10 protein-coding genes are annotated in these 13265 nt (G+C 58.5%); 8 read left to right on the top strand and 2 right to left on the bottom strand.

The window, feature by feature from the left end; genetic code table 11:
- Positions 1-81: 81 nt before the first annotated feature.
- From MWU49_RS10310 to MWU49_RS10285, 6 genes are all read left to right on the top strand, one after another.
- On the top strand, positions 82-921 hold the full coding sequence (locus tag MWU49_RS10310) for a S1-like domain-containing RNA-binding protein (protein ID WP_246971621.1): 840 nt from the start codon (positions 82-84) through the stop codon (positions 919-921).
- Positions 922-970: 49 nt separating this feature from the next.
- Positions 971-1585 (top strand): trimeric intracellular cation channel family protein, encoded by a 615-nt coding sequence (locus MWU49_RS10305; RefSeq protein WP_246971619.1) that lies wholly within the window; start codon positions 971-973, stop codon positions 1583-1585.
- 192 nt (positions 1586-1777) lie between these two features.
- Positions 1778-2344, top strand: coding sequence for a DUF2780 domain-containing protein (locus MWU49_RS10300; protein ID WP_246971617.1), 567 nt, complete (start codon positions 1778-1780; stop codon positions 2342-2344).
- 269 nt (positions 2345-2613) lie between these two features.
- Complete coding sequence (locus tag MWU49_RS10295) at positions 2614-3552, top strand: metal-dependent hydrolase (RefSeq protein ID WP_246971615.1); 939 nt, start codon at positions 2614-2616, stop codon at positions 3550-3552.
- A gap of 19 nt (positions 3553-3571) precedes the next feature.
- Positions 3572-4408: an SDR family NAD(P)-dependent oxidoreductase gene (locus tag MWU49_RS10290; protein ID WP_246971613.1), complete on the top strand. Its 837-nt coding sequence runs from the start codon at positions 3572-3574 to the stop codon at positions 4406-4408.
- A 78-nt stretch (positions 4409-4486) separates the two neighbouring features.
- Entirely contained in the window at positions 4487-6010 is a 1524-nt protein-coding gene (locus MWU49_RS10285) for an NAD(P)/FAD-dependent oxidoreductase (RefSeq protein WP_246971611.1), read from the top strand.
- A 188-nt stretch (positions 6011-6198) separates the two neighbouring features.
- Here the strand turns inward: MWU49_RS10285 and MWU49_RS10280 are convergent, their stop codons facing one another.
- Together MWU49_RS10280 and MWU49_RS10275 are read right to left on the bottom strand one after the other, a co-directional pair.
- Entirely contained in the window at positions 6199-7230 is a 1032-nt protein-coding gene (locus tag MWU49_RS10280) for an AraC family transcriptional regulator (RefSeq protein ID WP_246971608.1), read from the bottom strand.
- 2 nt (positions 7231-7232) lie between these two features.
- A complete protein-coding gene (locus MWU49_RS10275) occupies positions 7233-8132 on the bottom strand; it encodes a diguanylate cyclase (RefSeq protein ID WP_246971598.1) in 900 nt (299 codons plus the stop codon).
- A gap of 379 nt (positions 8133-8511) precedes the next feature.
- On the opposite strand from MWU49_RS10275, the gene MWU49_RS10270 reads away from it, so the two are divergent.
- Entirely contained in the window at positions 8512-11019 is a 2508-nt protein-coding gene (locus MWU49_RS10270; RefSeq protein WP_246971596.1) for a TonB-dependent receptor, read from the top strand.
- A gap of 57 nt (positions 11020-11076) precedes the next feature.
- Complete coding sequence (locus MWU49_RS10265; RefSeq protein ID WP_246971593.1) at positions 11077-12960, top strand: phytase; 1884 nt, start codon at positions 11077-11079, stop codon at positions 12958-12960.
- The last annotated feature ends 305 nt before the right edge of the window (positions 12961-13265 follow it).

Raw genomic sequence — 13265 nt, 5'->3', positions numbered from 1 at the left:
GGCTGAGTATGCTGACAGTCTCGAGCGCGAATCTGGCCGGGATAAAACCTGGTCATCATTATCCGGTAAACAGGCATTGATATGACGGCTTCTTCCTCTTTGACGCTGGGGCGTCGTTATTCGCTGGAAGTGATTCGGGCGGTGCGTAATGGCCTGTTGCTGGATGGCGGCAGTCTTGGCGATGTGCTTTTGCCCAGCCGTGAGGCCGGGGATCTGCAGCCCGGTGACAGTGTGCTGGTGACGCTCTACAACGACGGTCAGGGCAGCACCATGGCGTCGGTGAAGGCGCCCAAGGTGCAGCGTGGTGAGGTGGCCAGCCTGGGAGTGGTGTCCACCAGCAAGCTGGGCGCGTTCCTGGATTGGGGTATGCCCAAGGATTTGCTGCTGCCTTTTGCCGAGCAGACCGGGCCATTGCGTCCGGGGGGGCGTGCGCTGGTTATTGTCACGACAGACCGGGAAGGGCGCCTGTTGGCCAGCGCCAAGCTGGACCGGTTCATGAAGGACACCTGCAACGAATTCCAGCAGGGCGATGAAGTGGCCCTGATCGCCGCCCGGGAAACCGATCTGGGCTGGAAGATGGTGGTCAACAACCGCTATTGGGGCATGATCGCCCGTAAGGAATTGCGTGCCCCGCTCAAGCACGGCCAGCGGGTGACCGGTTATGTGCAGCGACTGCGCGAAGACGGCAAACTGAGCCTGTCCCTGAATGCCCCGGGGGCCGCCAAGAGTGACGCCCTCAGCGAGCAGATCCTGGCGGCGCTGGAGCAGGCCGGCGGCGAGTTGCCGCTGGGCGACAAGAGCGCGCCGGATGCCATTTTTGATACCTTCCGTTGCAGCAAGAACGCCTTCAAGCAGGCCATTGGCGGGCTCTACAAGGCCCGCAAGATCCTGATCGAAAAGGACCGCATCCGGCTGGTCTGATGCCCGCCCGCCTTCTCATTATTGACCCCTGTGCCGCCACGGAGGGCGCATGCTGTTAACCCTGTATTTGATTGGCATCACTGCCGAAGCCATGACCGGTGCGCTGGCTGCCGGGCGTCTGAAAATGGATCTGTTTGGCGTGATCATGATCGCCACGGTCACCGCATTCGGCGGTGGATCAGTGCGCGATATTCTGCTCGGCCATTACCCGCTGACCTGGATTGCCCATCCCGAATATCTTCTGTTGACCACCCTGGCGGCACTGGTAACAACCTGGATCGCGCCCTTCATGTCTCGGCTGCGTTATCTGTTTCTGGTGCTGGATGCACTTGGCCTGATGGCGTTTACGGTGATCGGTGCCAAGGTGGCCCTTGGCATGGGGTTGGGTGCGCCCATTGCGGCACTGGCAGGCCTGATTACCGGCATGTTTGGCGGCGTGATTCGCGACATGCTGTGCAACCGGGTGCCACTGGTATTCCAGAAAGAACTGTATGCAGTGGTGTCACTGGCTGCTGCGGTACTCTATCTGACGCTACTGCATTTCATGGTGCCAGACTGGTTGGCAGTGCCGATTACGGTGGGGAGTGGCTTCGCCCTGCGGCTTCTGGCGATTCGTTATGAGTGGCAGCTGCCCCGCTTTGAATACAACGTGCCAGATGAATGAATGTGCGCCTGATGCCAGACGCCGGATGCCGGACGCTTGAATGAACGCCTGAAGCAGGACGCTTGAGGCAGGACGTTAAAAAGCCAAAAGCCAAAAGCCAAAAGCCAAAAGCTCATAGCTCATAGCTCATAGCTCGAATTGCGGAATTCCTGCTACTCTTCGAGCAGCTATATTTATCGACAGGGAGTGCGTATGAATAAGTTGCAGGTAGTGATGTTGGGCTCGGTGCTGGCCATGGGGGTGAGTGGTCCGGCGCAGGCGTTTGATTTCAAGAAACTGACCGACTCTGCCAATGAGGCTGTGGATTCTGCCTCACAGCAAGCCAATGATTCCATGGATCAGGCCAGCCAGGCCATGGACAGCAGTGTGGCAGTGAGTGGTGAAGCGCAGGTGCTGGTGGACAGCCTGTCCACGGATCTGGGCGTCACACAACAGCAAGCCGCCGGAGGCGCCGGTGCCCTGCTGGCCATGGCCCAGAACAATCTTTCTGCGGATCAGTTCAGTGGCATCCTGTCCCAGGTGCCGGGTCTGGATTCCCTGCTCGGTGGCGGCGAAGGTGGCGGCCTGGCTGGCAGCATGCTGGGCAATATCTCCAGCCTGGAAGGGGTGACCAAGGTATTCAGCTCGCTGGGCCTGAGCCCGGACATGATCGCCCAGTTTGCCCCCAAAATCCTCGGCTTTCTCGGTGGTGAAGGCGTGGCCGGCACCGTGCTGGACAGCCTCAGTGGCTTGTGGGGCGTTAGCGCACCGGCAGAATGATGCCGGGGCCAGACGCTGCCGTCTGGCGCCAAAATCCAAACACAAAACCTTGCCGACGCGATCCCGGTGCAGAGGTTCCTCTGTGCCGGGGCTGCGAGGGTTGTCGCGTCAGGCATCCGGCGTCGGGCATCAGCCATCCATTAACCCGAATTGAATCCGAACGAGCGTTTGCTTTATTGTTGCCATCAGTCAATGTAATGGTTGGCGGGCAGTCCACTATGGTCTGAAGTCCGCTGATCGTGTGCCTTTCAGAGGACAGGTGAGCCGCAATGAGTAGTGCAACGATTCATCAATATGTACCGAAAACTGCCCAGGCTGCCGGCGACAGACCGGAAGTGCCGATTCGCCACATGGACTTCAAGTTCGAGGCGAAGGAGCTGGACGATACCTTTTTCCGCAACACCGAGCTGGCCAGTGCTTACTTTGAAGCCCTGTCCATCTTCCTGACCTATGGCGAAGATCTGGTCATCGACACCGCCCGCTATCACCGTCAGTTCGTCAAGGATCCGGAACTCAAGCGTCTGGTGACTGCACTGATCGGGCAGGAAGCGATCCATTCAAAGATGCATAACGAGTTCAACGACGTGCTGGCAAAGCACCGTTATCCGGTGAACTTCTACCGCTTCCTGGCGGACCGGGTATTTGAACTGGGCTTCAAGAAACTGTCCAACCGCATGCAGCTGTCGCTGATGGCCGGCATCGAGCATTTCACCGCGGTGCTGGCGGAATACATGATGAAGCACGAAGACATCTTCTATGAGTCCCAGGACGAGAAGCAGCGCGCCCTGTGGATGTGGCACATGCTGGAGGAGTCCGAGCACAAGGATATTGCCTACGATGTGTTCCAGGAGTTGTCCGGTGACTATGCCTTGCGCATGCGAGGGTTTGCGCTGGCGGCCTTCACCATCTTTTTCCTGGTACCGCTGGGCGGTTCCTTGATTCCGGTCTTCCGCAAGCCGTCCAACCTGTTGCGCCCCAGCTACTGGAAAGACGTAAGACGCAGTCTTGCGGTGCTCGCCGGCCCGAAAGAAGGCGTGTTCGGCAGCACCATCAAACACACCCTGGATTACCTGCGTCGTGACTTTCATCCCAATGATCACGACACCAGCGCCTACCTTGAGTACTACAAGGAAAAGCTGCTGCACCCGGAAACCGGGCTGCTGACCCCTTACATGACCAAAGAATTTGTCCCGGGCAAGCGCGCCTGAAACTGAGCAGGAAATCGTGATGCTGAATATTCTCAAGTTTCGTTCCAACAAGCCCAGCTATAACGGTTATGCAGTGGTGACTGGTGCCGGTAGTGGCATTGGCCGCAGCTTTGCGCTGGAACTGGCCCGTCGCAACAGCGCGGTGGTGTGTGCTGACCTGAAACTGGAAAGCGCGGAAGAAACCGTGGCGTTGATCGAAAAAGCCGGTGGCACGGCCTACGCTGTAGCCTGCGACGTGGGCAAGGCGGCCCAGGTGGAAAAACTGGCAAAGCAGTCCGAGGAGTTGCTTGGACAACCGGTCACCCTGGTGATCAACAACGCCGGTGTGGGCATCGGTGGCAAGTTTGATGAACTGAGTCTGAAAGACTGGAAATGGGTAATGGATGTGAACCTGTGGGGCGTGGTCCACGGTTGTCATTACTTTGTGCCGGGCTTCAAGAAGCAGGGTCGTGGCGCCATCATCAATGTGGCCTCTGCGGCGTCTTTTACCGCCGCCCCGGAAATGAGTGCCTACAACGTGACCAAGGCCGGAGTCCGCGCCCTGTCAGAAACGCTGTATGCAGAACTGAAGAAAGACAACATCAAGGTCAACGTGCTGTGCCCGACCCTGGTGCCCACCAACATCATCAAGGATGGCCGTATTCCGGACCGCTATTCGAAGTTGGCCGACCATGCCCTGATGAACTACGCCATGACCACCAGTGATTCGGTGGCCAAACTGACCCTGAACCGTCTCGACAAGGGCGAGCTCTATACCACCCCGCAGGTGGACGCCAAGCTGTTCTGGGTGATGAAGCGGGTATCGCCAAACCTGTATGCCGACTTCCTCGGCTTCTCCTACCGGTTTGTGAAATGAGCTTTCAGCGGACCTGAAAGTACTCAGCGGACCTGAAAGTCCCCCAGCGGCGTATGAAACGTATAGAGGTTTTTCCCCATGGCAGCAGCTAAAAAGAAAACGGCCACCGAGGCCCGCATTTACGACTCCTTTATTGTCGGGGCCGGTATTTCCGGAATTTGCGCGGCGTACAAGATGAAGAAAGCGGGCTATCACGATTTCAAGATCATCGAGAAAGCCAACCGTGTCGGCGGAACCTGGCGAGAGAATACTTACCCGGGTTGCGGCTGTGATGTGCCGTCGTCCCTGTATTCCTTTTCGTTTGCACCAAGCAGCAAATGGAGCCATCTGTTTGCTCGCCAGCCGGAAATCCTGGAATACCTGGAGGGCGTCAGCCAGGACTTTGGTATTGAAGAACTGATCGAGTTCGGCACCGAGCTGGATAATGCCGAGTGGGATGAGTCACGGCATGTCTGGGTGCTGGACACAACGGCCAACGGGAAGAAGTCACAGACCCTGGCGCGTACCGTGGTGTTTGCTACCGGCCCCATCACTGAAGCCCAGATTCCCAACCTGCCGGGACTGGAGACGTTCAAAGGTGAAATGTTCCACTCCGCCAAGTGGAATCACGACTATGACCTGACCGGCAAGCGTGTCGCGGTGATTGGTACCGGTGCTTCTGCGATCCAGTTCGTGCCGCAGATTCAGCCCAAGGTAAAAGAGCTGCATGTGTTCCAGCGCACCGCTCCCTGGGTGTTGCCGAAGCCGGACATGAATCTGGGTGGCACCAGCAAGCAGGTCATCGACAAGCTGCCGGTAATCCAGAAAACCTGGCGCAAAGCGGTGGCGCAATCCCTGAACGTGATCAACTTCGGGCTGCGTAACCCGATGGCGCTGAAGCCGGTGAGCTCTGCTGCCAAACAGTTGCTGCGCCTTCAGGTGAAAGACAAGGGCCTGCGTAAAGCCGTAACCCCGGACTTTACTCTGGGCTGCAAGCGTATCCTGTTTGCCAACAATTACTATCCCGCCCTGCAGGCGGATAACGCCAACCTGATCCCTCACGGTCTGGTGGAAGTGGATGGCAATACCGTGATCGCGGCCAACGGTGAACGTCACGAAGTGGACGTAATTATCTGGGGTACCGGTTTTGAGGTGTCCCATCCGCCCATCGGGCGCAAGGTGATCAATGCCAATGGCGAGCGGTTGTCTGACCTGTGGAAAGATACGTCACCGGAAGCCTACCTGGGCGCCACCATGAAGGATGTGCCCAATGCTTTCCTGGTGTTGGGCCCCAATGTGCTGGTCTATGATTCCTTTATCGGTCTCGCGGAAGCGCAGCTGGATTACATCATCGATGGCCTCAGGAAGATCAAGGCCAAGGGGATCAGTCGTCTCGCCATCAACCCTGGCGTGCTGCAGCGTCACAACGAAAAAGTGCAGAAGCACCTGAAGGGGACGGTGTTCAACAGCGGTGGCTGCAAGAGCTACTACCTGGACCAGAACGGCCGCAACTTCGCCGCCTGGCCCTGGTCACTGGCAGAACTGAAAAACCGCCTCAGTGTGTTCGCCCTGACAGACTACGATGTGCAGTACGGCGTCAAGGAAAAGCAGAACGCGGCATAGAAGCAGGAGCGAGCTACGAGCTACGAGCTGCAAGCTACAAGCTACAAGCTACAAGCTACAACGCGGATCTGGATCGGGCGGTAACGTTTCCCGTTTCAGCCGCGCAGACAGCCCTGCAGCTTGCCGCTGCTTTTCCGTAGGAGCCTGCCTGCAGGCGAAGCTTGTAGCTTGAGGCTTGCAGCTTGTAGCTACTCCCCCAACGCCTGCAGCAGCTTGTGACAGGCTGACGGCGTCAGGCCGCTCCAGCGTTTGAACGCCCGCCGGAAGTTGGTGCTGTCGGAAAAATTCAGTTTTCGGCAGACCTGCTCCGGCGTCATACCATCGAACTGCAACCACAGTATTGCCTGATGCAGGCGCACCTCATCCAGTAGCTGCTGGTAGTGACAGTCATGCTGGCGCAGTCGTCGTTTCAGGGTGGCCGGGCTGGTGCCAAGGGTCTCTGCCACCTCCTGGAGGGAAGGCGGTGCGGTGACCCGTTTTTGCAGATGTCGGTACAACCGTTGCCGCAGGCTGTGGGAAAACCCCAGTTGTTGCAGTTGCTGGTGGCATTGCTGTCGCGCGACGTTCCAGCCGGTGGCCGCCCCTCCCGGCCAGGGGATATCCACCAGCCCCCGTGGCAGCAGCATGGCATCCATGCAACTCTCAAAGTGCAGCGGGCCGCCAAGGTGTACCTGATACTGCTCTGGCCAGGGTGGGCAGCGATAGCTGAACTGGAATTGCCAGGGCAGCGAGCGACCGCTAAGCCACTGGGTCACGGATGTCAGTCCTGCCATGGCGCTCTCTACAAGAAATGGCCAGTGGCTGCCGGCGCCGCAGGTGTCCAGCCATTGCACGCACAGATAGTCCTGGCTGCGGGTAATCCGCATGCCGATCAGTGGACTGATCAGGGCCGTATAGTCTTCAAAGCCGAGCAGGCATTCCTGCAGGTTGCCTGCCTGGCCGAGCAGGGCGCTGATGGCGCCATAGTGTCCGGGGAAAAGGCGCTGGCCGTAACGAAACGGCAGTTCAGGATCCGGACACAGCTGGCGGGCGTTATGAATCAGCTGCAGATAATCCTGTGGGCTCAAGCGGGCTTCCCCGCGCATCAGCGTGTCGGGGAACAGGCCGGTGTGGCGGAACAGGCGATGGGTGTCGATGCCCTGGTCCTGAACCAGATCAATCAGCGCGGCCGGCATATGGTGCGCCGGAATAAAGGCGCTGTCGGGCAGGTAGCCTTTCATCCTCAGGCCGCCTGACAGGAGGACAATGAACGGGCCAGATTGAGATTGGCCCGCTCGATCAGCGACGCTTCGTCGTCATCATGGGCAATGGCGATACCGGTCTGCACCCTGATGAAGTGGCTCTCTCCCCGCCGTGTCTTGAAGGCAAAGTGGTGTGCCAATTGCTGAAGTTCACTGGCAATGCGTTCGGCTTCGCCTTGGCCGCTGCCGGGCAATACCACGGCGAAACGATCGCCGGCGTAGCGACACAGCAGATCCTGCTGGCGAAGATTCAATAACAGCAATTCGCCCAGTTCTTTCAGTAACCGGTCGCTGTCAGCGGGACCCAGCAGGCGGCGGCTGTGATCAAAACAGTGCAGATCGAGCATGATCAGCGCCACTGATTGATGGGCGTGGCCCAGTTCCAGTCGCAACTGTTCGCGCAGGTAGTGGGCGCCGGCCAGAGGGGTCAGGCTGTCGAGGCTGCGATGCTCGCGAAAGATCCGTTCCCGGCGCAACAGCTGTGCGGAGATGGCTTGTTGCTCACGATGCCAGTGATAGATGCCAATGGTCAGCATGACCATGCCCAGGGGCATGGCACCGGATTCCAGCCAGTGATCCCACATGATGCTTTCCGGGAGACGAATGAACTCATCCATCAGATCCTGCCAGTAGGCCATGAAGATGCCGCTGAGCCCGGCCACCAGCATGCGCGTTACCCGGCCACCGGGCCGACTGTTGAGGATCAGAGCGATCCACAGTAGTGACAGCATGGCTGCCCCGCCTTCACCGGCAATATCCAGCCATACCAGTTCCTGCCAGTCCTTGGGGTCGCCTGCCGCCAGGTTGGCCAGCACGATCAGATTGGCGAATACCACCAGCAACACCAGGGTGCTGCGGTGACGGTTGATCAGGTTTTTCACGTTGGTTTCTCCTGCCTGTTGGCTGCAGCTTTACCGCAGTGCTGTGTCAGTTTGATGAAGCTGGTCCCGGTTTGTGGCCGCTGTCACGAATTTCAGGAAGGGGTGCGATTGGCTCAGGAGAGGTGAAATAAAGTCGGACGTCAGAGGTCGGACGCTTTAAGTCAAAACCCGTCGAGCAATAGTGGAAGGTTCTGCTTTGGGCGTCAGACTTCCGACCTCTGACGTCCGACCATCATTTCTCCCCGGGTGCGTTTGGCTCAAAACCCGGGCAGATGCCCTTGAAAACGTACTTCTCCCGCAACCCTGTAACAGAAGTGACATGGGCTGTCCTTAGGGTGCCGGCATTGCCAAATCATCAGGGCATTGCCCGGGGGATAAGATGTCCATCAAGAAGCAGTCCATTAGCAAACCTTTCATTCCACCTGTCGCCAGGACACTGCTTGCCACTGCGGTGGCGCTGGCCTGCAGTCAGCTACATGCAGAGGAAACCGCCGAAGCCAGCAACGAGCTGGAAACGGTGCGAGTGATCGGCCAGGCGGCCAGCACCAACCGTGCGCTCACCGAGCAGCGTGAAGCCGACAATATTGAATCGACCAGTCGCGCCGATGATATCGGAGACTTCCCGGACAACAATGTGTCCGAGTCATTGCAGCGTATGCCGGGCGTATCCATCGAACGGGATCAGGGCGAGGGGCGCTTCGTGCGTGTGCGTGGTGTGGCGCCGGATCTGAACGCGGTGAACGTCAACGGTATTCAGGTGCCGGCCCCGGAAGCCGGACGTCGTGCAGTGGCGCTGGATGTGATCCCGGCGGATCTGCTCGAGTCGCTGACGGTGGTGAAAACCCTGACCCCGGACATGGACGCCAACTCTCTTGGCGGGACCGTGGAAGTGGAAACCCTGTCAGCCTTTGACCGGGATGGCCTGTTCTACTCGCTCAGTGCGGCCGCCAGCCATGACCAGCATACCGACCAGACCAGCCCCGAGCTGGCGGTGGCCGGAAGCAACCAGTTCTCCCTGGGAGACGGCAACAACAACTTCGGGGTGGCCGGTGCCATCAGCTGGGGCAAGCGCGACTTCGGTTCCGATAACGTGGAAACCGGTGGCGCCTGGGATTTCGATGACAACAATGCCCTGGAAGAATTTGAGCAACGTGACTACATGATCACCCGGGAACGACTCGGTGTGGCATTGAACTTTGACTATCTGCTCAGTGAAGACACCAGCCTGTATCTACGCACCCTGCATAGTGAATTCCGTGATGAAGAAATTCGTCAGGCCAATATCTTTGCCTTCGATGCTGCGCAGCAACCAGGCCAGACCGGTATTGCCGAGGTAGAGAAGGAGTTGAAGGATCGGGAAGAAACCCAGGATATATCGTCCTTCGTGCTGGGAGGGCAGCATTTCTCCGGCGACTGGACCACTGATTTCCGTATTGGCTACAGCACCGCCCAGGAAGATGAGCCGCGCCATGCAGACAGTACGGTGTTCGTCGGTGATTTCACCGATGCCGGTTTCACTGGCACCCGTGAGCCTTCCGCCCTGTATCCCACCGGTTTCTACGACAACAGCAATTACGAGCTGGATGAAATCGAGGTCACTGAAGGCAAGACCACGGACAAGCAGGTGGATGTGGCACTGGATTTCACTCGCGAGTTGTACTGGAACAGCAATCCTGCCTCTATCAAGTTTGGCGCCAAGGCCAGCCAGCGTGACAAGGACAGCGACGTGAATGTCTGGACCTATGAGCCGGACGGTGTGCTCAGCGATTTCGCCACGGATGTGGATTATGAGCTGGGCAATTTCGGCGCCGGTATCAATTCAGGCAGCATCGATCCTCTGATCGCCGGTGCCGGCCAGTTTGAGGACGTGGATTCCGCCATCGAGGATTTCGAAATGTCGGAAGATCGTCAGGCGGCCTACCTGATGGGAACCGTGGATATTCAGCAACTGCGCATTCTCACCGGTGTGCGTTATGAAAAGCTGGAATTTGAAGCGGATGGTTTTGGTGATGACAACGGCACTATCACCCCGAGTCACTACGGGGATGATGAAGACCACTGGCTGCCGGCATTGCATCTGCGCTACCAGCTCACCAATGACACCCTGGTGCGTACTGCCTTCACCCGCAGTGTGGTGCGCCCTACTTTCGAGCAGCTGTCTCCCGGCTTTGAAATCGATGGTGATGAAGCCAGCTTCGGTAACCCGGAACTGAAATCCCTGGAATCCAATAATCTGGATCTGGGTATCGAGCATTACATGGGTCATGCCGGTGTAGTGTCTGCCTTTGCCTTCTACAAGGACATCAAGAACTTCGCTTACCTGACTGACAAGGGGGGCTCGCCGGGCTTCGAAACCTTCAGTGATGCGGAAACCTTCGAAAACGGTAACGATGCCAGCCTTTACGGCCTGGAGCTGAACTGGTCCAAGCAGTTCAGCAGCCTGCCCGCACCGTTCAATGGTTTGTTGATGGGGGCCAACGCCACCTTTGTGGATTCCACTGCAGAAATTGATGCCTTCGATGAGGACACCGGTGTCACCGTGGCCCGGGATATTGCCCTGCCCAGTCAGTCCGATACCACCGGCAACCTGATGATCGGTTACGAAGACAAGCGTTTGAGCCTGCGCCTGGCGGCCAACTACACCGGCAAGTTCCTGCAGGAAGTGAGCGATCCGCTGGACAAGCGCTATGACATCTACACCGACGATCATGTGCAGCTGGACTTCAACGGTCACTACTTCCTGACTGAAGATCTGCAGCTCACCTTCGAAGCGATCAACATCAATGACGAGCCTTTCTACGCCTATACCGGCAAGGAAAAGTTCAACGCCCAATATGAAGAATACGGCCCCACTTTCAAGCTGGGTCTGTCCCTGAAAAATCTTTAATCAGGCCGGTCGGGGGAGCGATACCCCCGGCCTTTTTTTGTCTGAAGGAATCTGGCAATGCGAAATAACAGAATGATCCCGGCCCTGCTGGTTCTCGGCTCAATGTCCATGCTGATGGCGGGCTGTCAGAGCGAGCAGTCTGACAGTGCAGAGCAAGCGGTTGCAGCATCGGTGATGCAGTGGAAACCGGAAACGACACTGGGAAACCCGCTGGGGCTGTGGATCAGTGAGCAGGCGGTGATCAGTGTGGCAGACAATGGCCATCTGGTTGCTGATGGCAAGACCCTGCGGGCCGGCAACTTTGAAGGCCTGGCCGGGCGGGTAAATGACAGTGGCCAGGTTCAACTGGTCAGCGTGGATCGAGACAGCAACCAGGCGGTGCTGTTCAACATGAGTGGCGGCGACGTTGAGGAAGTGCAACGCATGCCGGCGCCGGATTACGAGATCAGTGGTTTCTGCCTTTATCGTGACGCCCAGTCGCTGCTGTCCGTATTTGTGCTGGATGAGCGTGGCGGCGCGGATCAGTGGCTGCTTGGTGCGGCAGATCAGGCGTTGCCGGTGCGTCATCTGGTGTTGCCGGCAGGCGCGGAAAGTTGTGCGGTGGACGACGTGAGCGGCACCCTCTATGTGGCTGAAGAATCTCTGGGGCTATGGCGTTATAACGCGGATCCGGAACAGGAGGCGCAGCGCCAGCTGCTGGATCGGCTGGCTCCCCATGGCCATATTGCTGAAAATGCCAGCGGCGTCACGGTGGTGCCCGGTGGTGTGGCGCTGATCGACAAGGAGGCCGGGGTGGTGAACCTGTATACCGCGGATGGCGCCCTGCAGCGCAGCGTGGTGGTGCCGGATCTGGAAGAACCGGAAACCCTGGTGGTAGCCAGTGATGAAGAGCGGCTGACCTTGTATGTGCTGGATGATGGCGGCGGCGGCGTAATCAGTACCACCATGGCCTGGACATTGTCCTCTGACGTGGCCGCTGCAATGCCGGTGGTGCTACCCAGTGCCCAGACTGACAGCGTGGAGCGCTTCGGTGACGCCGCCGATGATCCTGCTATCTGGATCAACCGCAAGGCACCGCAGCAAAGTCTGATTCTGGGCACTGACAAGAAGGCCGGCTTGTACGTGTATGACCTGCAAGGGCGCACTCGCCAGTTTCTGGAAGTGGGCAGGCTGAACAATGTGGATCTGCGTTACGGCTTGAGCGTTGCCGGCAGGACCTGGGATGTGGCCGTGGCCACCAACCGGGATCACAACAGTCTGCATGTGTTCCTGATTGATCCCGCCAATGGCCAGGTGCAGGAAGCCAGTCAGATCCTGACAGACATGCAGGACATCTATGGCATCTGTTTATACCAGGATGAGCAGGGCATCCATGCCTTTGCCAACGACAAGAGTGGTGTGATCGAGCAGTGGCTGTTGAGTGGCGGTGACACGGTTACCGGTGAGCGGGTGCGTACGCTGCAGGTGGCCAGCCAGCCGGAGGGCTGTGTGGCCGACGAGCAAAGTCAGCGCTTGTTTGTGGGGGAAGAGGACCGCGCCGTATGGGTGTTTGCTGCCGGTGCCGATCAGCCCGTCGAGGCCACTGAAGTCATGGCCGCCGGTGAGGTGCTGGTGGATGACATCGAAGGCCTGGCCCTTTACCAGCGCGATGGCAGAAACTGGCTGGTGGTGTCCAGTCAGGGCGACAACAGCTACGTGATCCTCGACGCCGACGCGCCGTACGAGGTAGTGGGCAAATTCCGCATCGGCATGAACGCGCAAGCGGGTATTGATGGTGCCTCGGAAACCGATGGACTGGAAGTGACTTCTGTGGATCTGGGCGGTGACTACGACCGCGGCCTGCTGGTAGTCCAGGACGGCCGCAACCGCCTCCCGGATGCGCCGCAGAACTACAAGATCGTAGCGTGGAAGGATATCGAGGCGTTGCTCGAGAAGCCTTGAGCTACGAGCTACGAGGGGCAAGCTACAAGCTTCAAGCTACAACGCGGACGGAATCTGGCGGTGATGTTGAACGCCTCAGCCGCGCCGCAAACGTGGGTCGCGGGCAGGGCATCCCTGGATTGGGAAGTCTTGCTCGCGTCTGGCAGCTCGCAGCTGCTCTTATCCGTAGGAGCCTGCCTGCAGGCGAAGCAGCGCAAGCTATAAGCTACAAGCTACAACGCGAGCCGAAATCTGGAGGTGGCTTCTCAGCCCTCAGCCGCGCCGAGAACTTGGACGCGGGCACGACCCTGCAACACCATCAGACT

Origin of the sequence: Alcanivorax sp. S6407, assembly GCF_023016115.1 — a bacterium.
Lineage (GTDB): Bacteria > Pseudomonadota > Gammaproteobacteria > Pseudomonadales > Alcanivoracaceae > Alcanivorax.
The sequence above is the reverse complement of the archived record's forward strand: the minus strand, read 5'-3'. Positions and strand labels throughout refer to the sequence as shown.

Bases quoted from the DNA above. Each gene is read 5' to 3' on its own strand.
- MWU49_RS10285 (WP_246971611.1), top strand. From the start codon at position 4,487: ATGGCAGCAGCTAAAAAGAAAACGGCCACCGAGGCCCGCATTTACGAC.
- MWU49_RS10310 (WP_246971621.1), top strand. From the start codon at position 82: ATGACGGCTTCTTCCTCTTTGACGCTGGGGCGTCGTTATTCGCTGGAA.
- MWU49_RS10290 (WP_246971613.1), top strand. From the start codon at position 3,572: ATGCTGAATATTCTCAAGTTTCGTTCCAACAAGCCCAGCTATAACGGT.
- MWU49_RS10270 (WP_246971596.1), top strand. From the start codon at position 8,512: ATGTCCATCAAGAAGCAGTCCATTAGCAAACCTTTCATTCCACCTGTC.
- MWU49_RS10265 (WP_246971593.1), top strand. From the start codon at position 11,077: ATGCGAAATAACAGAATGATCCCGGCCCTGCTGGTTCTCGGCTCAATG.
- MWU49_RS10295 (WP_246971615.1), top strand. From the start codon at position 2,614: ATGAGTAGTGCAACGATTCATCAATATGTACCGAAAACTGCCCAGGCT.
- MWU49_RS10305 (WP_246971619.1), top strand. From the start codon at position 971: ATGCTGTTAACCCTGTATTTGATTGGCATCACTGCCGAAGCCATGACC.
- MWU49_RS10300 (WP_246971617.1), top strand. From the start codon at position 1,778: ATGAATAAGTTGCAGGTAGTGATGTTGGGCTCGGTGCTGGCCATGGGG.
- MWU49_RS10280 (WP_246971608.1), bottom strand. From the start codon at position 7,230: ATGAAAGGCTACCTGCCCGACAGCGCCTTTATTCCGGCGCACCATATG.